The organism is Bradyrhizobium sp. 160 (assembly GCF_023073735.1).
Taxonomy (GTDB): Bacteria; Pseudomonadota; Alphaproteobacteria; order Rhizobiales; family Xanthobacteraceae; genus Bradyrhizobium.
Genome location: NZ_JADPKD010000077.1, coordinates 158668 through 182009, shown reverse-complemented (window position 1 = coordinate 182009; position 23342 = coordinate 158668). Strand labels below are relative to the sequence as shown.

General features: G+C 64.4%; 20 protein-coding genes. 6 read left to right on the top strand and 14 right to left on the bottom strand.

What is annotated here, in order from left to right; genetic code table 11:
* The first annotated feature begins 35 nt into the window (after positions 1–35).
* The 3 genes from IVA98_RS32930 (at position 36) to IVA98_RS32920 (ending at position 2404) form a co-directional block, all read left to right on the top strand.
* Positions 36–1259 carry a divergent polysaccharide deacetylase family protein gene (locus IVA98_RS32930; protein ID WP_247300031.1) on the top strand — a complete coding sequence of 408 codons (1224 nt, stop codon included), beginning with the start codon at positions 36–38 and terminating at the stop codon, positions 1257–1259.
* Positions 1260–1335: 76 nt separating this feature from the next.
* Complete coding sequence (locus IVA98_RS32925; RefSeq protein WP_247300030.1) at positions 1336–1842, top strand: RNA pyrophosphohydrolase; 507 nt, start codon at positions 1336–1338, stop codon at positions 1840–1842.
* A gap of 64 nt (positions 1843–1906) precedes the next feature.
* Positions 1907–2404 (top strand): RNA pyrophosphohydrolase, encoded by a 498-nt coding sequence (locus IVA98_RS32920; protein ID WP_247300029.1) that lies wholly within the window; start codon positions 1907–1909, stop codon positions 2402–2404.
* Positions 2405–2719: 315 nt separating this feature from the next.
* Here IVA98_RS32920 and IVA98_RS32915 read toward each other — a convergent pair whose 3' ends face one another.
* The 5 genes from IVA98_RS32915 to IVA98_RS32895 form a co-directional block, all read right to left on the bottom strand.
* Positions 2720–3127, bottom strand: coding sequence for a F0F1 ATP synthase subunit epsilon (locus IVA98_RS32915; RefSeq protein WP_247281228.1), 408 nt, complete (start codon positions 3125–3127; stop codon positions 2720–2722).
* Positions 3128–3215: 88 nt separating this feature from the next.
* On the bottom strand, positions 3216–4658 hold the full coding sequence (gene atpD, locus IVA98_RS32910) for a F0F1 ATP synthase subunit beta (RefSeq protein WP_247300028.1): 1443 nt from the start codon (positions 4656–4658) through the stop codon (positions 3216–3218).
* A 52-nt stretch (positions 4659–4710) separates the two neighbouring features.
* Complete coding sequence (locus tag IVA98_RS32905; protein WP_247300027.1) at positions 4711–5586, bottom strand: F0F1 ATP synthase subunit gamma; 876 nt, start codon at positions 5584–5586, stop codon at positions 4711–4713.
* Between the two features lie 177 nt (positions 5587–5763).
* Positions 5764–7293, bottom strand: coding sequence for a F0F1 ATP synthase subunit alpha (gene atpA / locus IVA98_RS32900; protein WP_247300026.1), 1530 nt, complete (start codon positions 7291–7293; stop codon positions 5764–5766).
* Entirely contained in the window at positions 7293–7853 is a 561-nt protein-coding gene (locus tag IVA98_RS32895) for a F0F1 ATP synthase subunit delta (protein ID WP_247356444.1), read from the bottom strand. The genes atpA and IVA98_RS32895 overlap by 1 nt, the downstream gene beginning before the upstream one ends.
* 623 nt (positions 7854–8476) lie before the next feature.
* On the opposite strand from IVA98_RS32895, the gene IVA98_RS32890 reads away from it, so the two are divergent.
* Positions 8477–8983 carry a septal ring lytic transglycosylase RlpA family protein gene (locus IVA98_RS32890; protein ID WP_247300024.1) on the top strand — a complete coding sequence of 169 codons (507 nt, stop codon included), beginning with the start codon at positions 8477–8479 and terminating at the stop codon, positions 8981–8983.
* A gap of 123 nt (positions 8984–9106) precedes the next feature.
* Here IVA98_RS32890 and IVA98_RS32885 read toward each other — a convergent pair whose 3' ends face one another.
* Positions 9107–11317 (bottom strand): primosomal protein N', encoded by a 2211-nt coding sequence (locus IVA98_RS32885; protein WP_247300022.1) that lies wholly within the window; start codon positions 11315–11317, stop codon positions 9107–9109.
* 122 nt (positions 11318–11439) lie between these two features.
* Between IVA98_RS32885 and IVA98_RS32880 the strand changes: the two genes are divergently transcribed.
* Together IVA98_RS32880 and IVA98_RS32875 are read left to right on the top strand one after the other, a co-directional pair.
* Positions 11440–12405 (top strand): tyrosine recombinase XerC, encoded by a 966-nt coding sequence (locus IVA98_RS32880; RefSeq protein WP_247356442.1) that lies wholly within the window; start codon positions 11440–11442, stop codon positions 12403–12405.
* Between the two features lie 83 nt (positions 12406–12488).
* Positions 12489–13079, top strand: a complete 591-nt coding sequence (locus IVA98_RS32875; RefSeq protein WP_247300018.1) for a DUF4337 domain-containing protein — start codon at positions 12489–12491, stop codon at positions 13077–13079.
* Between the two features lie 123 nt (positions 13080–13202).
* Here IVA98_RS32875 and IVA98_RS32870 read toward each other — a convergent pair whose 3' ends face one another.
* From IVA98_RS32870 to sucC, 8 genes are all read right to left on the bottom strand, one after another.
* Positions 13203–13733, bottom strand: a complete 531-nt coding sequence (locus IVA98_RS32870; RefSeq protein ID WP_247300017.1) for a hypothetical protein — start codon at positions 13731–13733, stop codon at positions 13203–13205.
* A 34-nt stretch (positions 13734–13767) separates the two neighbouring features.
* A complete protein-coding gene (lpdA, locus tag IVA98_RS32865) occupies positions 13768–15168 on the bottom strand; it encodes a dihydrolipoyl dehydrogenase (protein ID WP_247300015.1) in 1401 nt (466 codons plus the stop codon).
* A gap of 38 nt (positions 15169–15206) precedes the next feature.
* Complete coding sequence (locus IVA98_RS32860) at positions 15207–15968, bottom strand: SDR family oxidoreductase (RefSeq protein WP_249817146.1); 762 nt, start codon at positions 15966–15968, stop codon at positions 15207–15209.
* A gap of 52 nt (positions 15969–16020) precedes the next feature.
* Positions 16021–17265 carry a 2-oxoglutarate dehydrogenase complex dihydrolipoyllysine-residue succinyltransferase gene (odhB, locus tag IVA98_RS32855; protein WP_247300011.1) on the bottom strand — a complete coding sequence of 415 codons (1245 nt, stop codon included), beginning with the start codon at positions 17263–17265 and terminating at the stop codon, positions 16021–16023.
* 177 nt (positions 17266–17442) lie between these two features.
* The gene (locus IVA98_RS32850; protein WP_247300009.1) at positions 17443–20400 is read right to left on the bottom strand and encodes a 2-oxoglutarate dehydrogenase E1 component; all 2958 of its coding nucleotides are present in this window, start codon (positions 20398–20400) and stop codon (positions 17443–17445) included.
* A 136-nt stretch (positions 20401–20536) separates the two neighbouring features.
* Complete coding sequence (gene sucD / locus IVA98_RS32845) at positions 20537–21421, bottom strand: succinate--CoA ligase subunit alpha (protein WP_247332645.1); 885 nt, start codon at positions 21419–21421, stop codon at positions 20537–20539.
* A 33-nt stretch (positions 21422–21454) separates the two neighbouring features.
* Positions 21455–21934, bottom strand: a complete 480-nt coding sequence (locus IVA98_RS32840) for a DUF1579 family protein (protein ID WP_247300004.1) — start codon at positions 21932–21934, stop codon at positions 21455–21457.
* Between the two features lie 4 nt (positions 21935–21938).
* A complete protein-coding gene (gene sucC / locus IVA98_RS32835) occupies positions 21939–23135 on the bottom strand; it encodes an ADP-forming succinate--CoA ligase subunit beta (RefSeq protein ID WP_247300003.1) in 1197 nt (398 codons plus the stop codon).
* Positions 23136–23342 lie beyond the last annotated feature (207 nt).

The window sequence follows — 23342 nt, the reverse complement described above, 5'->3', positions numbered from 1 at the left end:
GTGGTATCGTCGTTGCGAGTGATTCGGGATCGCGCATGACTGAAACGGCCGATGATCTGAGCGCCCCGCTCGGACAGGATAAGCCGCGCCGCAAACGCCGGCTGCGGCTGCCGTTCACGGCCATGCAGCTGCTTGCCGTCCTGCTTTTCCTGTTCCTGGTCACCTTTGCCGGCTTCGCCATCTTCAACAAAGATCCGCTCGGCGGCGAGCCGATGATGCGGATCGCGATCCACGAGCCCAAGACAACGGACAAGGCTATCGAAGAGAAGCCGGCCGCCGCCGGCCATGGTCATGACAGCCAGCACGAGGCCAAGGAGACGGCGAAGCAGGCCGCTCCCAGTGAGCAGAAGACCGTCACCATGATCGACGGTTCGACCGGCGCACGCCATGACGTGGTGATCGGCGCTGGCGAGGCCACCGACAAAGGCGGGGCGGCTTCGGCACCGCCTCCTGTCATGGCCGGGATCGAACCAAAACTGCTGGAGAAGTCGCGCTACGGCATGATCCCGGTGGTCGCCGGGGACTTGAAGCCGTTCAACGTCTACGCGGCCGATGCTGACCGCGCCAAAGCTGCAAAGATGCCGGTGGTCGCCATCGTGATCGGCGGCCTCGGGGTTGGTGCCGCCAAGACCACCGATGCGATCATGAAGCTGCCGCCCGCGGTGACGCTGGCCTTCACACCCTACGGGTCAGACCCTGGCAAGCTTGCCGAGCGGGCCCGCGCCCAGCGCCACGAGGTCTTCCTTCAGATCCCGATGGAGCCCTATGACTTCCCCGACAACGATCCCGGGCCGCAAACATTGCTGACCTCGCTCAGCACTGATCAGAACATGGACCGCCTGTACTGGCACCTGAGCCGGATGCAAGGCTATGCCGGCCTCGCCAATTTCATGGGCGCCCGCTTCATCGCGACCGAGCCGGCGATGCAGCCGATCATCCGCGAGGCGGCCAAGCGCGGGCTCGGCTTCTTCGACGACGGCTCCTCACCCCGCAGCATCGCGTCCCAAGCCGCGGCCAACCAGGCGATGCCGTTCGGCAAGGGCGACATCGCGATCGACGTGGTGCCGACGCCGACCGAGATCGACCGCGCCCTGAACAAGCTCGAAGCGACGGCGCGCGAGCGCGGCGCCGCCATCGGCACGGCCTCGGCCCTGCCGGTCTCGATTGAGCGCATCGCTGCCTGGACCAAGTCGCTGGGCGACCGGGGTATCCTTTTGGTGCCATTGACAACCGCGATGCTGAAATCAAAATCCAGCTAAATCAACGGATTGGTACGGCACGGGTCCTCGCGGGGCCACTTGAGTGCTACCGACGGCATGCGAGAGGTCTGGCCGAATGGCGCGTTACGAGGATCTGCCCTACCGGACCTGCGTCGGCGTGATGCTGATCAATCCGAAAGGCCTGGTGTTCATCGGGCGCCGCGCCGGCGGCATCGAACATGTCGACGACACCCATGTCTGGCAGATGCCGCAAGGAGGCGTCGATCCCGGTGAGGACACTTGGGAAGCCGCCAAGCGCGAGCTCTATGAAGAGACCAGCGTACGCTCGGTCGAGCGGCTCGGCGAGGTGCCGGACTGGCTCACTTACGACATTCCGCGCACGGTGGCCGGACGCACCTGGAAGGGCCGCTACCGCGGCCAGCGCCAGAAATGGTTCGCGGTGCGCTTCACCGGCAAGGACAGCGAGATCAATGTCGAAAAGCCCGGCGGCGGCGGCCACAAGGCCGAGTTCGTGAGCTGGCGCTGGGAGCCGATGAAGAACCTCCCAGGCTTGATCATCCCGTTCAAGCGTCCGGTCTATGAACGCGTGGTGAAGGAATTTTCCGCGCTGGCGGATCAATAATTCGAGTTGCCGTTCCAGGTTCGGTGCTAATCCATCGCGCGGAGTGACTACGAAAGATGCACGCGTGACGGAAAAGCCCTACCGCCCAAATGTGGGCATCGCCCTGTTCAACGCCGATGGCCGCGTGCTGATCGGCCACCGCTTCAAGGGCGATGGGCCCGAGATCATCCTGCCGGGCCTCGACTGGCAGATGCCGCAGGGCGGCGTCGATGAGGGCGAGAACCTGCGCGATGCGGCGATGCGCGAGCTCTGGGAGGAGACCAACGTCGTCAGCGTCGACTATCTCGGCGAGACCGACTGGTTCACCTACGAATTCCCACCTTACGACGGACCGCAGACGCACCGGCTGGCGAAATTCCGTGGCCAGCGCCAAAAATGGTTCGCGCTGCGCTTCACCGGCCGTGACGACGAGATCGATCCGCTGACGCCGCGCAACGGCCAGCCGGCGGAATTCGACGCCTGGCGCTGGGAGCGCCTCGACCGCGTCGCCGACCTCGTGGTCCCGTTCCGCCGCGACGTCTACCGCGCCGTGGCACGGCAGTTCGCGGGGTTCGGAAACTAAAACTGCGAAAACAACCCCATGCACAGTAGCCGAGCACCGCCGGCGCAATGCGCTGTGGTTGGTGCGAAGCCTTTGAAGCGTCGGATAGAATCGGCGGCAAAGCGCAATCGAATGGTGAAGGTGCCGACATCGGCGCCATCGCCGCGCGGCGCTCCGCGGCTCATCGGTGCCTTCGCCATTTGCGTCGGCATTGGGCCAGCTCAATTAGGCGCGCACGGCACGGTGCATCAAAGCTTCAGCGCCCGCCACGGATGTGACGAGCGCTGAAGCTGTTCACGAATTCTAGGCTTGAGCCCCGGAGCGGTGCCCCGGGGCTTAGTGCATAGCCGTGGAGTTGAGCTGGTGCTGGATGCTCTTGAAGTGGTCCAGCCGCTCGATGGCGTGATCGAGCTCGCTGCCTTCGTGCTCCTTCAGATTCTCTTCCATCTCCGCGATCGTCTCGGCGAACTGCGCACGATCGAGCTCGGCCAGCGACGTCGCGACGTCGGCGAGCACGGTCAGGCCCCTTTCGGAGACTTCGGCAAGGCCGCCGAGCACGATGACCTTCTCGTGCCTGCCGCCGGTGGTCACGGTGAGAATGCCGGGGCGGATCGCAGCGACGACCGGCGCATGTCCTGCCAGCACGCCGAAGTCACCCTCGACGCCGGGGATGTCGACCTGGTCGACCTCGCCCGAGAAGGCGAGCTTTTCCGGAGAGACGAGGTCGAAGTGAAAGGTGGCCATGAGAAACCTTGCGAATGGTGAGTAGCGAATAGCGAGTGGCGAAGAGAGCAGCGCTTCTATTCGCTACTCCCTATTCGCCATTCGCGCCTTAGGCCGCCTCGGCCGCCAGCTTCTTGCCCTTCTCGACGGCTTCTTCGATGGTGCCGACCATGTAGAAGGCAGCTTCCGGCAGGTGGTCGTACTTGCCTTCCACCAGGCCCTTGAAGCCCTTGATGGTGTCGGCGAGGTCGACGAACTTGCCCGGCGAACCCGTGAAGATTTCGGCGACGTGGAACGGCTGCGACAGGAAGCGCTCGATCTTGCGGGCGCGGGCCACCGTCAGCTTGTCCTCTTCCGAGAGCTCGTCCATGCCGAGAATGGCGATGATGTCCTGCAGCGACTTGTAGCGCTGCAGCACCTGCTGGACCTGGCGCGCGGTGTCGTAGTGCTCCTGACCGACGACGAGCGGCGAGAGCATGCGCGAGGTCGAGTCGAGCGGGTCGACCGCGGGGTAGATGCCCTTTTCCGAGATCGCGCGCGACAGCACGGTGGTGGCGTCCAAATGCGCGAACGAGGTCGCAGGCGCCGGGTCGGTCAAGTCATCGGCCGGCACGTAGATGGCCTGCACCGAGGTGATCGAGCCCTTCTGCGTGGTGGTGATGCGCTCCTGCAGCGCGCCCATATCGGTGGCGAGCGTCGGCTGATAACCCACCGCCGAAGGAATACGGCCGAGCAGCGCCGACACTTCCGAGCCGGCCTGCGTAAAGCGGAAGATGTTGTCGACGAAGAACAGCACGTCCTGGCCCTGGTCGCGGAAGTGCTCGGCGACAGTCAGACCAGTGAGGCCGACGCGGGCGCGGGCGCCCGGCGGCTCGTTCATCTGGCCGAACACCAGCGCGCATTTCGACTTCACGCTCGGATCCGGATTGTGCGGATCGGCGTTGACCTTGGATTCGATGAACTCGTGATAGAGGTCGTTGCCCTCGCGGGTCCGCTCGCCGACGCCGGCGAACACGGAGTAACCGCCGTGCGCCTTGGCGACGTTGTTGATCAGCTCCTGAATCAGCACGGTCTTGCCGACGCCGGCGCCGCCGAACAGGCCGATCTTGCCGCCCTTCGCATAGGGGGCCAAGAGATCGACGACCTTGATGCCGGTGACGAGAATTTCAGCTTCGGTCGACTGGTCGGTGTAGGTGGGCGCTTCCTGGTGGATGGCGCGCTTGCCTTCCGCCTGGATCGGGCCGGCTTCGTCGATCGGCTCGCCGATCACGTTCATGATGCGCCCGAGCGTGCCGGCGCCCACCGGAACCGCGATCGGCTGGCCGGTGTCGGTCACTTCCTGGCCGCGCACCAGACCTTCGGTCACGTCCATCGCGATCGTGCGCACGGTGGACTCGCCGAGATGCTGCGCAACTTCGAGTACCAGACGGATATTGCCGTTCTTGGTTTCCAGCGAATTGAGAATGGCCGGGAGGTGGCCTTCGAACTGAACGTCGACGACGGCGCCCATGACCTGGGTGACGCGACCGACCGGGTTAGCTGCTGTAGCCATGAAGCTCTCCTTCGAAATTCTGTACTTGAACGACCGTCGTTTAATTGGTGCGTCAGAGCGCCTCGGCGCCGGAGATGATCTCGATCAGCTCCTTGGTGATCTGGGCTTGACGGGTTCGGTTGTAGATCTGGGTTTGCTTGCGGATCATTTCACCGGCGTTGCGGGTGGCGTTGTCCATCGAGCTCATCTGCGCGCCGTAGAACGAGGCATTGTTTTCGAGCAGCGCGCGGAAGATCTGCACCGCGATATTGCGCGGCAAGAGGCGGGAGAGGAGTTCGTCCTCCTCCGGCTCGTATTCGTAGGATGTCACCGGCGCGTTCGCCGCCTTTTCTTCCACGGTCAGCGGAATGATCTGCTGGGCGGTCGGGATCTGCGCGATCACCGAACGGAAGCGCGCGTAGAACAGCGTGCAGACGTCGAACTCGCCGTTGTCGAAACGCGCCAGCACCTTCTTGGCGATGTCCTCGGCATTGACGAAGCCGAGCTGGCGGACGCTGCGCAGATCCATGTGCTCGACGATCTGCTTATCGAACAGGCGACGAAGTTGCTCATAGCCCTTGCGGCCGACGCAGAAGAATTTCACTTCCTTGCCTTGCGCGATCAACGCCTGCGCGCGCTCGCGCGCCAGGCGCACGATCGAGGAGTTGAAGGCGCCGGACAGGCCGCGCTCACCGGTGCAGACGAGCAGCAGGTGAACCTGGTCCTTGCCGGTGCCGGCCAGCAATGCCGGCGCGCCGGGCGAGCCCGCGGCGGCGCTGGCGATATTGGCGATCACCGCGCCCATCTTGTCGGCATAGGGCCGCGCCGCCTCGGCCGCTTGCTGGGCGCGGCGCAATCTCGACGCCGCGACCATCTGCATGGCCTTGGTGATCTTTTGCGTCGCCTTGGTGGAGGCGATGCGGACGCGCATGTCTTTAAGTGACGCCATTCTTCGTTCACCCCGGCGGTTCGAGCCTTACGGTCAAGCCGCTAGCCTATCCCAGTCGTCATGCCCGGGCTCGTCCCGGGCATCCACGTCTTCATAAACCACGCGAAAGGCGTGGATTGGCCGGGACTTCAGATGCGAAGACGCGCTTCGCGCCTTAGCCCGGCCCTGACGGCCTTCTTATGCGAAAGACTTCGCGTAGCCCTCGACCACCGACTTCAGCTTGGCAGCGGTATCGTCGGAGAGATCGCGGCTGTCGCGGATCGTGTTGAGGATGTCGACGTGCTTGCCGCGCAGCAGCGAGAGCAGGCCGTCCTCGAACGCGCGCACCTTGTTGAGCGGCAGCGGATCGAGATAGCCGTTGGTGCCGGCCCAGATCACGCAGACCTGCTCTTCCATCTTCAGCGGCGAGAACTGCGGCTGCTTCAGGAGTTCGGTGAGACGCGAGCCGCGGTTGAGCAGGCGCTGGGTCGAGGCGTCGAGGTCGGAGCCGAACTGCGCGAACGCCGCCATTTCGCGGTACTGCGCGAGCTCGCCCTTGATCTTGCCGGCGACCTTCTTGGTGGCCTTGGTCTGCGCCGAGGAGCCGACGCGCGACACCGACAGACCAACGTTCACGGCGGGGCGGATGCCCTGGAAGAACAGATCGGTTTCCAGGAAGATCTGGCCATCGGTGATCGAGATGACGTTGGTCGGAATGTAGGCCGACACGTCGTTGGCCTGGGTTTCGATCACCGGCAGCGCGGTCAGCGAGCCCGAGCCCTGGTCCTTGTTCAGCTTCGCCGCGCGCTCGAGCAGGCGGGAGTGCAGATAGAACACGTCACCCGGATAGGCTTCGCGGCCCGGCGGGCGGCGCAGCAGCAGCGACATCTGGCGGTATGCGACGGCCTGCTTGGACAGATCGTCATAGATGATGACCGCGTGCATGCCGTTGTCGCGGAAGTACTCGCCCATGGTGCAGCCGGTGAACGGCGCAATGTACTGCATCGGTGCCGGATCCGAGGCGGTGGCGGCGACGACGATCGAGTATTCGAGCGCGCCCTGCTCTTCCAGCACCTTCACGAACTGGGCAACGGTCGAACGCTTCTGGCCGACCGCGACGTAGACGCAGTACAGCTTGATGTTCTCGTCCGGCTGCGCGTTGAGCGGCTTCTGGTTCAGGATGGTGTCGAGCGCGATCGCGGTCTTGCCGGTCTGGCGGTCGCCGATGATCAGCTCGCGCTGACCGCGGCCGATCGGGATCAGCGCGTCGATCGCCTTGAGGCCGGTCGCCATCGGTTCGTTCACCGACTTGCGCGGAATGATGCCGGGCGCCTTGACGTCGACGCGCATGCGCTTGTCGGCCTGGATCGGACCCTTGCCGTCGATCGGGTTACCCAGCGCGTCGACGACGCGACCGAGCAGGCCCTTGCCGACCGGCGCGTCCACGATGGCGCGAGTACGCTTGACGGTCTGGCCTTCCTTGATCTCGCGGTCGGCACCGAAAATAACGACACCGACGTTGTCGGTCTCCAGATTCAGCGCCATGCCGCGGGTGCCGTTCTCGAACTCGACCATTTCACCGGCCTGGACGTTGTCCAGACCGTAGACGCGAGCGATACCGTCGCCGACGGACAGCACCTGTCCGACTTCGGAGACTTCAGCTTCCTGGCCGAAATTCTTGATCTGGTCCTTGAGGATCGCGGAAATTTCCGCGGCGCGGATGTCCATCAGCCTGCCTCTTTCATCGCGTGCTTGATCGAATTGAGTTTGGTGCGAAGCGAACTATCCACCATGCGGCTGCCCAGCTTGACGACAAGGCCACCGATGATCGAGGGATCGACTTTCACGTTCAGCGCGACGTCCTTGCCGGTCACCGACTTCAGGGCAACCTTGAGGGCGTCGAGATTCTTGCCCGAGAGCGCTTCCGCGACGGTGACATCGGCCGTCGTCTCGCCCTTGAACTTGGCGACGAGGGCGCGGTAGGCGCGGATGACGTCCGACACCGCGAACAGGCGGCGATTGGCGGTCAGCACCTTCAGGAAATTGGCGGAGATGCCGGCGATGCCGGCCTTGGTCAGGACGGCCGACAAGGCCCTGGACTGGGTGTCAGCCGCGAACACCGGGCTGCGGACGAGGCGATTGAGATCGGCGCTCTCGGTCAGCAGGGCCTCGAATTTCTCAAGATCGGCTTTGACTTCGTCGACCACTTTCTGGTCGCGGGCCAGTTCGAACAAGGCCGTTGCATAACGGCCGGACACACCGGAAACGGACGTATCTTCTGCAGCCACAGACGCGCTCTTTTTGCTGTCAAACTCGCAAGGGAAAAACCGTCGCCACGAAGCGGCGCCTAGCGATCCAAGCCCTTGGAATTCAAGCGGGACTTCGATTTTTCGACCAACACGGGAGGTGCCGGGCTCGTTAAAATCGCGGCTTTGCTAACATAGCAGGCGCGCAGGTGCAACATGACGCCAAATTAAAGGCACGAGGATCTGTCGCCAGTTCGTCGCACGCCACGACGACGTGACGATGAGCTCACGGAATGCCGTCGCAGCAGCTCGGCACCCGTTGGTTCCTGCCCTCAGCGCATAGCCGCCATGAACACGGATCGCTGAGGCGTGAATCCCGCCGCGTCAGTTCCGTTCGCTGAATACTTACCCAATTCTAAATAGCGGCGGAAATGACTTCATTTTACAGTATTCGCAAGTAATCATCTAGTTAATGAATCGTTAAAGCATAGGATTACGGAACACCGCCTGAATACCGGCACAGGTAACAAGATGTTTCATGACGACACAGAGCGGATTTACTGCCCAATTCACGCCGCATTGCGAAAGGAAACGCCATACCGCTCACAAACTGATGGGGGCTCCACTAGCCACATATGTGGCAATACTAGCTTAGGGACCACTAAATGCTGTCTTTGAAGACGCTGGGCTTTGCGACCCGGCCGCGCACGGCGATCGCATTCGTTGCCGCAACTCTCTTCATCGGTGGAACTGCCACCGAGGCTTCCGCGAAATCCAGACATCACCGGCATCACCATCATCATCACCGCCACCACGCCCAGAACGATACCAACGCGAGCTCCGATTGGCGCAACGCCAATGCGTCGGTGACGCCGTCGTCGGGCACGGGCCGCAGCTTCTCCGGCATGGCCTCCTATTATGGCAACGAATCCGGCAGCAAGACTGCTTCGGGCCAGCGCTTCAACCAGAACGCCATGACCGCCGCGCATCGTTCGCTGCCGTTCGGCACCAAGCTGCGCGTCACCCATGGCGGACAGAGCGTCATCGTCACCATCAATGACCGCGGCCCGTTCATTCGTGGCCGCGTGCTCGACCTCTCCACCGGCGCTGCCCGCGCCATCGGCCTGACCGGCGCCGGCGTCGGCCGCGTCACCGCGGAAGTCGTCTCCTAACGCGCGAACCAGCGCCTCATCTCAGCCGCGCAGTTTTCATCAGTTTGATGCGCGCATGAAACAAGCCCGCGGTCTTGGGGGACCGCGGGCTTTTTTTTACGTTCTGTCATTCCGGGGCAAATCCTACAAAAAGCTCTGCGGATCGACGTCGACCTCGAGCTTGAGATTGCCCGTCGGCTTCGGGCACACGGCGAGCCAGTTCCGCAGATAATCCGACAGATCGAAGCCGCGCGCCGATTTCACCAGGATGCGGAAGCGATAGCGGCCCTTGATGACCGCGAGCGGTGCTTCCGCCGGCCCCAGCACCACCACGCGCTCGTCTCGTGGCGCCAGCGCCACCAGGCGGCGGCCAAAGCCTTCCGCGCTCGGCCGGTCGCCTGCCGAGATGATCAGGCTGGCGAGCCGGCCGAACGGCGGATAGAGCGTCTTCTCGCGCAGGTCGATCTCGCTGTCGTAAAAGGCCTCGCGGTCGCAGGCGATCAGCGCCTTCATCACGGGATGATCGGGCTGGTGGGTCTGGAGATAGCCGACGCCGCGGCCCTGCTCGCGTCCGGCGCGGCCTATCACCTGGTTGAGCAATTGCCAGGTGCGCTCTGCCGCGCGCGGGTCGCCGTTGGAGAGGCCGAGATCCGCATCGACCACGCCGACCAGATTAAGCCGCGGGAAATTGTGACCCTTCGCGACGAGCTGCGTGCCGATGATGATGTCGACACGGCCCTCCGCGATCTCGGCAAGCTCGCTGCGCATCGTCTCGATCGAGGTGATGAGATCGCTCGACAGCACCATGGTGCGCGCGTCCGGGAACAGCGCGGCCGCCTCCTCCTGCAAGCGCTCGACACCTGGGCCGACGGCGACCAGCGATTCCTCCGCAGAACAGTTCGGGCAGACGTGCGGGCGCGGCATCGAGAAGCCGCAGTGATGACAGACGAGGCGCTGACGAAAGCGGTGATCGACCAGCCAGGCGTCGCAGATGGTGCAGGCGAAGCGATGGCCGCAGGCACGGCACAGCGTCAGCGGCGCATAGCCGCGGCGATTGAGAAACAAGAGCGCCTGCTCACGCCGCTCGATCGCGGTCTTGATCTCGCCCGCGAGCCGGGGCGAGATGAAGCGGCCACGCGCCGGCGGCTCGCGGCGGAGATCGATCGCCTCGATATGCGGCATGTGCTGCCCGCCGAAGCGCGCGGGCAGCGCGATGCGCTGATAGCGGTTCTTGCGCGCGTTGACCTCGGACTCGACCGAAGGCGTCGCGGAGGCCAGCACGACCGGTATTTTGGCGATATGCGCGCGCACCACCGCCATGTCGCGGGCGTGGTAATGCACGCCCTCGTCCTGCTTGTAGGCCTGGTCGTGCTCTTCGTCGACGATGATGAGGCCGAGATCGGCATAAGGCAGGAACAGCGCCGAGCGCGCGCCGACCACGACCGGTGCGCTGCCGGCGGAGATCGCCGCCCAATTGCGCGCGCGGGTGCGCGGCGTCAGCTCCGAATGCCATTCCAGCGGCCGAACGCCGAAGCGCTGCGCGAAGCGGTCGAGGAACTGGCCGGTGAGCGCAATCTCCGGCATCAGGATCAGCGACTGTTTTCCGCGACGAATGGCTTCCGCGACCGCCTCGAAATAAACCTGTGTCTTGCCCGAGCCGGTGACGCCGTCGAGCAGCGCGACGTGGAAGGTGCCGTTGGCCGCGAGCGCGCGCATCGTATCGACCGCCGCGCGTTGGAGCGGTGCGAAATCCGGCCGGCCAAAATCCGGATCGGGTGCTGGCGGCGGCGGAGGCGGCGGCATCGGTTCGACCGTGAGCGTGCCTTCGTCGACGAGGCCGTCGATCACGCCCGCCGAGACGCCCGCTTCCTTGGCGGCCTCGGACTTGCCGTGCAGCAGCCGGTCCGACAACACCGCGATCAGGCGCTGCCGCGCCGGCGTCAGGCGCTTCGGCGGATCGCCGACCAGGCGCACGCCGGCGCGCATCCGTTCAGGGCCGAGATTTTCGCCCATGCGCAGGCACATGCGCAGCACCATGCCGCGCGGGCTCAGCGTGTAATTGGCGACCCAATCGACGACCGCGCGCAGCTCGCCCTTCAACGGCGGGATGTCGAGCTTCTCGCTGACGTCCTTGAGACGGTTATGCAGGCGCGGATCGGGATTGGCGTTTTCGGCCCAGACCACGGCCAGTACCTCGCGCGCCCCGAGCGGCACGCCGACGAGATCGCCGGCCTTCAGCTCCATCCCGCGCGGCACCTTGTAGGAATAGGTCTGGTCGAGCGCGACCGGCACCAGCACGTCGACCATAGGGGTCGCGGTGGCGGGGGCGGACGTGCTGCGCGGCGAATGATCCATGAACTGGCTTGGGGGGAGAATCGGAACCTAGGACGTCTCAAGGCTAGCGCCCTGGGGCGGCCTTAGCGAACGATAAACGGGTGTGATGCGATATACTTACGGAATCACCACGTCCAGAGTGCATGAGCAAAGCGGCCGCCCCACCCATCGAACTCGCCAGCGCGGATCCCTCAATCGTGCAGGAGATGGCGCGCTGGCTGTCGCATCTCGGCGCCGAGCGGCGGCTGTCGCCGAAGACGCTGGAGGCCTATGGCCGCGACTTGCGGCAATGCCTGGATTTCCTCTGCTCCCATTGGGGCGAGCGCGTCACGCTTGAGCGCTTCGCCGCGCTGGAAGCCACTGATGTGCGCGCCTTCATGGCGATGCGCAGAGCCGACGATATTGCCGGTCGCTCGCTGATGCGCGCGCTCGCAGGCCTGCGCTCGTTCGGCCGCTTCCTCGAGCGCGAAGGCAAGGGCAAGGTCGGCGCGCTATCCGCGATCCGCGCGCCGAAGGTCGCAAAAAGCCTGCCAAAGCCGCTGCCGATGGCGTCGGCCAAACGGCTTGCGGATGCCGACGAGCGCGCCGGCGAGGAACGCGAGACCTGGATTCTGGCGCGCGATGCTGCGGTGATGGCGCTGCTGTATGGCTCGGGTCTGCGCATCTCCGAGGCGCTCGGCCTGAAGCGCCGCGAGGTGCCGCGACCGGGCGAGGGCGACGTGCTCGTCGTCACCGGTAAAGGCAACAAGACCCGCATGGTGCCGGTGCTGCAAAACGTGCTCGCGCTGGTGCAGGAATACGTTGCGATGTGCCCGTATCCGCTGCCCGCCGAGGGCCCGATCTTCGTCGGCGCGCGCGGCGGGCCCTTGAGCCCGCGCATCATCCAGCTCGCGATGGAGCGGCTGCGCGGCGCGCTCGGCCTGCCCGACAGCGCCACCCCGCATGCGCTCCGCCATTCCTTCGCCACGCATTTGCTCTCGCGCGGCGGCGATCTGCGCGCGATTCAGGAATTGCTCGGCCATTCCTCGCTCTCGACCACACAGGTGTATACCGGCATCGATTCCGAGCGGCTGCTCGAAGTCTATGCCAGCGCGCATCCGCGGCGCTGACACACTGACGTCATAACGTGCTTGCCTCTTGCGCGGCGCACGCGGTTCGGTCAATCGTGGGGAACCGAGGCAGGAGGGACATCATGAGCGCACATGAAAGCATGGAGCATGCCGAGCACGCTGAACACGCGTCCGGCTCGAACAAGAAGATCGCGCTCCTGATCGCGGTTCTGGCGCTGTTCCTGGCGATCTCGGAAACGCTGGGCAAGGGGGCCCAGACCGAATCGATCAGCAAGAACGTCGAGGCCGCCAATCTCTGGGCGTTCTTCCAGGCCAAGAGCATCCGCCGCACCGTGGTGGTGACCGCGGCAGAACAGGGCAAGCTGACGCTGGGTGGCACGACCGACGAGGCCATGAAGGCGACGGTGCAGAAACAGGTCGACGACTGGACCAAGACCGCGCAGCGCTACCGCTCCGAGCCCGAGACCGGCGAGGGCACCGAGCAACTCGCCGAGAAGGCCAAGCATGCCGAGCACGATCGCGACGAGGCGACCGCGAAGTACCATCATTTCGAGCTGGCCTCGGCCGCCTTCCAGATCGGCATCGTGCTGGCCTCAGCCACCATCATCACCGGCATGTTCGCGCTCGCCTATGTCAGTGGCGTGCTGACGATTGCCGGCCTGGTCATGACCGCGCTCGGCCTGTGGTGGCCGCATCTGTTGCATTTGCATTGAGCGCGGCGCGTGACGACGGCGCCGCGAATCCGTCGCCACATTCCGCTGTCATGCCCCGGCTTGCCGCCTTCGCGGGCTATGACAGTGAATATGTGGAGATGACACCGGATATGAGGCGAGCAGCTACCGCGCTTCGTGCACGCTCTTGCGGAAGCGCTGGATCAGGCGGAGCGTGCGGGAGGACCATCCCTCGCCGTTGCCGGTGATCAGCTCGCGGATCCGCCGCTTGACCGGGTCGACCAGCGCGGCGGCCTTGGCGCGCACCTTCAGCACCAGCTCGTAGAGCCGCTCGAACCAGTGCATCTCCAACAGTTTGGCGCGCGTCACGTCGAACACGAAAGCGGTGACGCCGAGGCCAAGCATCTTCGCGAACACGATGGTGAACACCGCGCTGGTCCAGTATTCGTGCGCGAGCAGCCACAGCCCGACCAGCTTGAGCGGAAACAGCGGGATGATCGGGACCGCAAACACGATCAGCGTCATGGCCGGCGATAGCGCATCGACGCGCTCCGTCAGCCATTGCTTGAAGCGCGCGAGCGGGATCGCCGCGACGATTTTTGCAACGATCGGCTCGAGATGGTCCCACAGCCAGGCTTCGATCAGGAAGACGATCGCAAGCAGGACCCAGACCGGTTGAAGAAGGCGGCGCAGCATGTGTTGTCCCGCCCGATTCGGTTCGGGCCTTGGACTACATATGGATGGCCCGCTTGCCGACCGCAAGCGCGGCTTCCTTGACCGCTTCCGAGCGGGTCGGGTGGGCGTGGCAGGTGCGGGCGAGATCCTCCGCACTGCCACCAAACTCCATGAGAACGCAGGCTTCATGGATCATTTCGCCGGCTTCGCGGCCGATAATGTGCACGCCGAGCACGCGATCGGTCTTCGCATCTGCGAGAATCTTCACAAAGCCGTCAGTGGTCTGGTTGACCTTGGAGCGGCCGTTGGCGGTAAAGGGAAACTTGCCGACGGTATAGGCGACGCCGGCCTGCTTCAGCTCCTCCTCGGTCTTGCCGACGGAGGATACTTCCGGCGTGGTATACACGACGCCCGGAATGACGTCGTAGTTCACGTGGCCGGCCTGGCCCGCAATGATCTCTGCGACCGCGACGCCTTCATCCTCGGCCTTGTGCGCGAGCATCGGGCCTGCCACCACGTCGCCGATGGCGTAGACGCCCCTCAGGCTGGTGGCGAAATGCGGATCGATCTGGACGCGGCCGCGTGCGTCGAGCGCGACACCGGCTTCCTTCAGGCCGAGCCCGTCGGTGTAGGGCGTGCGGCCGATGCAGACCAGAACGACATCGGCCTCGATGGTCTCGGCGGCACCGCCGCCAGCCGGTTCGATTTTCGCGAGCAATGCCTTGCTGTTGGCTTCGACGCCGGTGACCTTCGAACCCAGCTTGAATGCAAATCCCTGCTTTTCAAGGATCCGCTGGAATTGCCGGGCGACCTCGCCGTCCATGCCGGGCAGAATGCGATCGAGGAATTCGACCACCATGACTTCGGACCCAAGCCGGCGCCACACAGAGCCAAGTTCGAGCCCGATCACGCCCGCGCCAATAACCAGCAATCTGCCGGGTACCTTGTCCAGCGACAGCGCGCCGGTCGAGGACACGATGCGCTTCTCGTCGATCTCGATGCCCTTGAGACGCGCGATGTCCGAGCCGGTGGCGATCACGATGTTCTTGGTCTCGACCACTTGCGACTTGCCGTCGGCGGAGACTTCGACCTTGCCGGTGCCGAGGATCTTGCCGGCGCCTTTGAGCACGTCGATCTTGTTCTTCTTCATCAGGAACTCGACGCCCTTGACGTTGCCGTCGATGCCCTGCTGCTTGAAGTTCATCATCGCCGGCAAATCGAGCTTCGGCGCGGGAACGCTCACGCCCATTTTCGCGAAGGAATGGCCGGCTTCCTCGAACATCTCGGACGCGTGCAGCAGCGCCTTCGAGGGCATGCAGCCGACATTGAGGCAGGTGCCGCCGAGGGTAGCGTTCTTTTCGACCACGGCGACTTTCATGCCGAGCTGGGCTGCGCGCACCGCGCAGACATATCCGCCCGGTCCGGTGCCGATGACGACGAGATCGTAGGTAGCCATGAGAGAAAGTCCCGTAGGTTTAGCGTGATGAGGATGTGTCAGCGCCCGCCGGACACATCGAGAATGGCGGAGGTGACGTAGGAGGCCTCGTCCGAGATCAGCCAGACGATGGCGTTGGCGATTTCCTCGGCGGTGCCGACGCGCTTCATCGGCACCAGATGGGCCAGGCGATGGGCGCGGTCGGGCTCGCCGCCGGCAGCGTGGATTTCGGTGTCGATCAGGCCGGGGCGGATCGCGGCGACGCGGATGCCTTCGCCTGCGACCTCATAGCCGAGGCCGACGGTGAAGGAATCGACCGCGCCCTTGGACGCGGCGTAATCGACATAGGTGTTGGGTGCGCCGAGCTTGGCAGCCACCGATGACAGGTTGACGATGACGCCGCCCTTGCCGCCGTGCCTGGTCGACATCCGCTTCACCGCCTCGCGCGCGCAGAGAATGGAGCCGGTGACGTTCACGGCCATCACGCGCTGGATGCGTTCGGCCGACATCTCGTCGACGCGCACGCCGCTCTTGCCGACGATGCCGCCATTGTTGACGAGCGCGCCCAGCGCGCCGAACTTGTCGGCTTGCTTGAACAGTTCGAGGATGTCGCTTTCCTCCGCGACATCGCATTTCACGGCGATGGCACTGCCGTTACCAGCCTCGATCTGCGCGACCACCTCGTCCGCGGCAATCTTGTTGCTGGCATAGCCGACCACGACGCGAAAGCCGCGCGCGGCCGCCGCAAGCGCGGTCGCCCGCCCGATGCCGCGGCTGCCGCCGGTAATGACAACGACTTTATCCGTCACGCGCGCCTCCATGGTTCGACACGCGCCGCCGCGAATGGCGACGGCGCTCGCAGAGCAACGGCAATCAGAGATCGAGCACCAGGCGTGCCGGATCTTCCAGGCTCTCCTTGACGCGGACCAGGAAGGTCACGGCTTCCTTGCCGTCGATGACGCGGTGATCGTAGGACAGCGCCAGATACATCATCGGGCGGACCTCGATCTTGCCGCCGACGACCATCGGTCGCTCCTGGATCTTGTGCATGCCCAAGATGCCGGATTGCGGCGCGTTCAGGATCGGGGTCGACATCAGCGAGCCGTAGATGCCGCCATTGGTGATGGTGAAGGTGCCGCCCTGCATCTCGTCGATCTTGAGCTGGCCGTCGCGGGCACGGCGGCCGAAATCGGCGATGCTCTTCTCGATATCGGAGATCGACTTGTGGTCGCAGTCGCGCACCACGGGCACGACGAGACCCTTGTCGGTGCCGACGGCGACGCCGATGTGGTAGTAGTTCTTGTAGATCAGGTCGGTGCCGTCGATCTCGGCGTTGACGGCCGGAATGTCCTTCAGCGCCTGCACGACGGCTTTGGTGAAGAAGCCCATGAAGCCGAGCTTGGCACCATGCTTCTTCTCGAACGCATCCTTGTAATGGGCACGCAGCGCCATGACGTTGGTCATGTCGACCTCGTTGAAGGTCGTGAGCATGGCGGCGGTGTTCTGCACGTCCTTGAGGCGGCGCGCGATGGTCTGACGCAGGCGGGTCATCTTGACGCGCTCTTCGCGGGCGGCGTCATCGGCCGGCGACGGTGCGCGCACCTGCACGGCAGCGGCGGGCTGGTTGACCGGGGTCGGCGCGGACGCCGCACGCTCGATCGCGGCGAGCATATCGCCCTTGGTGACGCGGCCGTCCTTGCCGGAGCCCGGAACGGTCGAGGCATCGATGCCGGTCTCGGCCGACAGCTTGCGCACCGAGGGGGCGAGCGGCGCATCGGCCGGCGGCGCTTTCGCGGCCGAGGCTGCTGCAGGAGCGGCGGCAGCGGCCGCAGGAGCAGCAGCGGCGGGCTTGGCGGCAGCAGCAGCCGGCTTTGCAGCGGCTGCGCCTTCCGTGATCTGGCCGAGCAGCGCGCCGACCGCAACAGTCGCGCCATCGGCGGCAATGATCTCGCTCAGCGTGCCGGCGGACGGCGCCGGGACCTCGATGGTGACCTTGTCGGTCTCGAGCTCCACCAAGGGCTCGTCCACGGCGACGGGGTCGCCGGCCTTCTTGAACCAGCGGCCGATGGTGGCCTCGGTGACGGATTCGCCGAGCGTCGGCACACGAATTTCAGTCATGGTCTTTTCCTTAAGGAGATCGCCAATGCGGTCATAAGTGCGGATGTCATCGCCTGCGAAAAGCAAGCCATCCAGCAAACCGGGCGTACGTATGCTGCACGGACGACACGGCGTACTGGATGCCCCACCCCAGTACGCGGTCGCGCACGAGGCGGGGCATGACACAGTTCAAGAAGTTCAGCTCAGTGCTTCGTCCAGGAACGCCTTCAGCTGCGCCTGATGTTTGGACATCAGACCCGTGGCGGTCGCAGCCGAGGCGGCGCGACCGACATAACGCGGACGCCGGCTCGCGCCGTTCACCTGGTTCAGCACCCATTCCAGATAGGGCTCGATGAAGTGCCAGGCACCCATGTTGCGGGGCTCTTCCTGGCACCAGATCACTTCGGCCTTCTTGAAGCGGGACAGCTCGGCCACCAGCGCCTTCAGCGGCACCGGATAGAGCTGCTCGACGCGCATCAGATAGATGTCGTCGATGCCGCGCTTCTCGCGCTCCTCATAGAGGTCGTAATAGACCTTGCCGGAGCAGAGCACGATGCGGCGGATCTTCTCGTCAGGGACGAGCTTGATCGCCTCGTTGGGCAGCATCTGGGCGTCATCATAAAGGATACGGTGGAAGGTCGTGCCTTTCGCCAGCTCCTCGAGACGCGACACCGCCCGCTTGTGGCGCAGCAGCGATTTCGGCGTCATCATGATCAGCGGCTTGCGGATCTCGCGGTGGAGCTGGCGCCGCAGCACGTGGAAGTAGTTCGCCGGCGTGGTCGGGTAGACCACCTGCATGTTGTCTTCGGCGCACATCTGCAAATAACGCTCGAGACGTGCCGAGGAGTGCTCCGGTCCCTGGCCCTCATAGCCGTGCGGCAAGAGGCAGACGAGACCGGACATGCGCAGCCATTTGCGCTCGCCCGAGGAGATGAACTGGTCGAATACGACCTGCGCGCCGTTGGCGAAGTCGCCGAACTGGGCTTCCCACAGCGTCAGCGTGTTCGGCTCGGCGAGCGAATAGCCGTATTCGAAGCCGAGCACGGCCTCTTCAGACAGCAGCGAGTTGATGACCTCGTAATGGCCCTGCTCGCTGCCGAGATGGTTGAACGGCGTGTAGCGGCTCTCGTCTTCCTGGTCGATCAGGACGGAGTGACGCTGCGAGAACGTGCCGCGCTCGGAATCCTGTCCGGACAGGCGGACGTGATGGTTTTCCTGAAGCAGCGTGCAGAACGCCAGCGCCTCGCCGGTCGCCCAGTCGATACCGACGCCGTTCTCGATCGCCTTGGCGCGATTTTCCAGAAAACGCTGGATGGTGCGGTGGACCCGGAAGCCGTCCGGCACCTTGGTGATCTTCCGGCCGATGTCTTTGAGGATCGGCAGGTCGACGCCGGTGACGCCGCGGCGCGCATCCTCTTCCTGGTCGGCGATCTTGAAGCCTGCCCATTTGCCGTCGAGCCAGTCGGCCTTGTTCGGCTTGTAGGAGGTGCCCGCCTCGAACTCGGCATCAAGCCGGGCGCGCCAGTCGGCCTTGGCCTTGTCGACCTCGCCCTCGGTGATCACGCCTTCGCTGATCAGACGCCGCGAGTAGAGCTCCAGCGTCGAGGGATGGGCGGCAATCCTCTTGTACATCACCGGCTGGGTGAAGGCTGGCTCATCGCCCTCGTTATGGCCATGCCTGCGGTAGCAGAACATGTCGATAACGACGGGCTTGTGGAATTTCTGCCGGAACTCGGTAGCAACTTTAGCCGCGAACACGACGGCTTCGGGATCGTCGCCGTTCACGTGGAAGATCGGCGCGTCGATCATCTTCGCCACATCGGACGGATAGGGCGACGAGCGCGAGTAACGCGGATAGGTGGTGAAGCCGATCTGGTTGTTGACGATGAAGTGCACGGAGCCGCCGGTGCGGTAGCCCTTCAGGTCCGACAGACCGAAGCATTCGGCAACGACACCTTGGCCAGCGAACGCCGCGTCGCCGTGCATCAGCAGCGGCATGACGGAAATGCGCATATCCGGCGGATCGCCGTGCTGGTCCTGCTTGGCGCGGACCTTGCCGAGTACGACGGGATCGACGATCTCGAGATGCGAGGGGTTCGCTGTCAGCGACAGGTGGATACGGTTGCCGTCGAACTCGCGGTCCGAGGAGGCGCCGAGGTGATACTTGACGTCCCCGGAGCCTTCGACTGCATCGGGATTGGCCGAGCCGCCCTTGAATTCGTGGAACAGTGCCCGGTGCGGCTTGCCCATGACCTGGGTCAGCACGTTGAGGCGGCCGCGATGCGGCATGCCCAGCACGATCTCCTTCACGCCAAGATTGCCGCCACGCTTGATGATCTGCTCCAGTGCGGGAATCAGCGATTCACCGCCGTCGAGACCGAAGCGCTTGGTGCCGGTGAACTTGGTGTCACAGAATTTCTCGAAGCCTTCGGCTTCGATCAGCTTCATCAGGATGGCGCGACGACCTTCGCGGGTGAACGAGATCTCCTTGTCCGGCCCCTCGATGCGCTCCTGGATCCAGGCCTTCTGCGCGGCATTGCTGATGTGCATGAACTCGACACCGAGGGTCTGGCAGTAGGTGCGCTCGCAGATCGCGGTGATCTCGCGCAGCGTGCCGTATTCGAGACCGAGCACGTGATCGAGGAAGATCTTGCGGTCGAAATCGGCTTCGCTGAAGCCGTAGGTGCGCGGGTCGAGCTCTTCGCGGTTGCGCGGGGCTTCGATGCCGAGCGGATCGAGCTTGGCATGGAAGTGGCCGCGCATGCGGTAGGAGCGGATCAGCATCAGGGCGCGGACGGAGTCGCGCGTGGCCTGGAGCAGGTCGGCGGAAGACAGGCCGCCCCCCTTGGCCTGCGCCTTGGCGGCGATCTTGTTGCCGACCGACTTCTCGACCTCGGCCCAGTTGCCGTCGAGAGCGGAGGTCAGCTCGTCCTGCGGGGTCAGCGGCCAGTTGGCGCGCTCCCAGGAAGGACCTTCGGCGTTCTTGCTGATGTCGCCGGGCTGGTCATTCAGGCTCTTGAAGAACTCCTGCCACTCGGGGTCGACCGAGGACGGATCCTTCTGGTAGCGGGCGTAGATTTCGTCGATGTAGGTGGCGTTGGTGCCCTGCAAAAAGGATGAGAGGGCAAAGGCTGCGTTCGCGTCCTGGCGAGACATACTGGAGTTCCTGGCGATTTCGGTTCGCGCATAACAAACGGCGCTGGCGCCGAGCTCCCGGCAGAGGCTCGGCGCGACAGGCACCCTTTACCCTATTTGCTGCGAAACTTCGCCCGGAAAAATACGAAGAAGTGAATTAGCCCTTCAACTTTTCGGCAAGCGTATGACCGAGACGTGCGGGCGAGGGAGAGACCACGATTCCGGCCGATTTCATCGCTTCGGTCTTGGAACCGGCGTCGCCCTTGCCGCCCGAGATGATCGCGCCGGCGTGACCCATCCGGCGGCCGGGAGGTGCGGTGACACCGGCAATGAAGCCGACCATCGGCTTCTTGCGCCCGCGCTTGGCCTCGTCCTTGAGGAACTGGGCGGCGTCCTCCTCGGCGGAACCGCCGATCTCGCCGATCATGATGATCGACTCGGTCTTGGGATCGGCGAGCAGCATTTCCAGCACGTCGATGAACTCGGTTCCCTTGACCGGGTCGCCGCCGATGCCGACAGCAGTGGTCTGGCCGAGGCCTTCCTGGGAGGTCTGGAACACGGCTTCATAGGTCAAGGTGCCGGAGCGGGAGACGATGCCGACGCTGCCGGTCTTGAAGATGTTGGCCGGCATGATGCCGATCTTGCACTCGCCCGCGGTCATGACGCCCGGGCAGTTCGGCCCGATCAGGCGCGACTTGGAACCGATCAGCGAGCGCTTCACCCGCACCATGTCCACGACCGGAATGCCTTCGGTGATGCAGACGATCAGCGGAATCTCGGCATCGATAGCTTCGCAGATCGCGTCGGCCGCGCCCGGCGGGGGCACGTAGATCACCGACGCGTCGGCGCCGGTCTTCTCACGCGCCTCGCGCACGGTGTCGAACACCGGCAGGCCCAGATGCGTCGCGCCGCCTTTACCCGGCGAGGTGCCGCCGACCATCTTGGTGCCATAGGCAATCGCGGCCTCGGAATGGAAGGTGCCGTTCTTGCCGGTAAAGCCCTGGCAGATGACCTTGGTGTTCTTGTCGATCAGGATGGACATGAGGTCTGCTTTCGCGAACTAACGAGTGAGAGGTCAGTGGATGCGGCGGTAGACGCCGGTGAGCACGTCGGCCCAGCCTTCCGCGTCCGGCGAGAACTGGATCTTCAACGAATAGGAATTGTCGTCGATGATCTCGTAGACGTGGCGCGCATTGCCGCGGAGCGAGCCGCGTACCAGCGTCAGGGTCTTGCCGACCCAACCGCCGGAGGCGGGCGAGGGCGGCGTGTAGCCGAGCGAGTCGTACCAGAACAGTTTGTAGGTCCGATCGTCGCGGTCGTAGGTGAAGATGCCGTGAGTGGCGAAGATCTGCTTGCCGTCGCGCATCTGGACCGAGTCCTGGATCAGATAGAACCCGTTGAGCTCCAAGCGCGCGACAACGTGAGAGGTGGCCGGTCCGCCCTCCGTCCAGCGCGACGGGAAGACCATCTCTTCACCATCCCATTCGCCGGCAAACGCGGCGAGGCGCGCGTGCTCGGGGAGCGGAGATGATGCGGCGAGATGGTCCTGGGCCATGGCCTTAGCCTCCCTTGACGGCCTTCACGATCTTCTGCGCGGCGTCGTCGAGATTGTCGGCCGGCACCACGTTCAGGCCGGATTCACGGATGATCTTCTTGCCGAGCTCGACATTGGTGCCTTCGAGGCGCACCACCAGCGGCACGCTGAGACCGACCTCGCGGACGGCGGCCGTGACGCCCTCGGCGATCACGTCGCACTTCATGATGCCGCCGAAGATGTTGACCAGGATGCCCTTCACGTTGGGATCCGCAGTGATGATCTTGAAGGCGGCGGCGACCTTCTCTTTGCTGGCGCTGCCGCCGACGTCGAGGAAGTTGGCCGGCGACATGCCGTAAAGCTTGATGATGTCCATCGTCGCCATGGCGAGACCGGCGCCGTTGACCATGCAGCCGATGTTGCCGTCGAGGGTGACGTAGTTCAGGTCGTATTTCGACGCCTCGATTTCCTTGGCATCTTCCTCGGTCTCGTCGCGCAGGGCGAGCACCTCAGGATGACGGAACAGCGCGTTGTCGTCGAACGAGACCTTGGCGTCGAGCACACGGAGCTGGCCCTGCTTGGTCACGACCAGCGGGTTGATCTCCAGCATCGACATGTCCTTGGCGACGAAGGCGGCGTAGAGCTGCGCGGTGAGCTTTTCGGCCTGCTTGGCGAGATCGCCGGAGAGCTTCAGCGCCTTCGCCACCGTGCGGCCGTGATGGCCCATGACGCCGGTCGCAGGATCGACCGAGAAGGTGACGATCTTCTCAGGGCTGTTGTGCGCGACCTCCTCGATGTTGACGCCGCCCTCGGTCGAGACGACGAAGGAGACGCGCGAGGTCTCGCGATCGACCAGGATCGAGAGGTAGAATTCCTTGTCGATGTCGGAGCCGTCCTCGATGTAGAGGCGGTTGACCTGCTTGCCGGCGGGACCGGTCTGCACGGTCACCAGCGTCGCGCCCAGCATCTGCTTGGCGAATTCGGAGACCTCGGCGGCCGACTTGGCGATGCGGACGCCGCCCTTGTCGCCGGCGCTGGCTTCCTTGAATTTGCCTTTACCGCGGCCGCCGGCATGGATCTGGCTCTTCACGACCCAGACCGGACCCGGCAGCGCCTTGGCGGCGACTTCCGCGTCGGCCGGCTTGAGGACGGGCACGCCCTTGGAAATCGGCACGCCGAACTCATTCAGCAGCGCTTTGGCCTGGTACTCATGGATATTCATATGGTCGCTCCCTGAACCCGCGGGCGGTGACCTCAAGGGCCCACCTCAGTCTTGTGGCTGGCATACCATATACCACAGGAACTGCAACCCGGATTCTTTAGACTTCGAGATCTCTGGACTGCCGAACCGGAAAGCGCGGCACGATGCGCGGGCCCCGGAAATGAAACCGCCGAAGACCGGTTTTCGGACTTCGGCGGGAATTGCCGG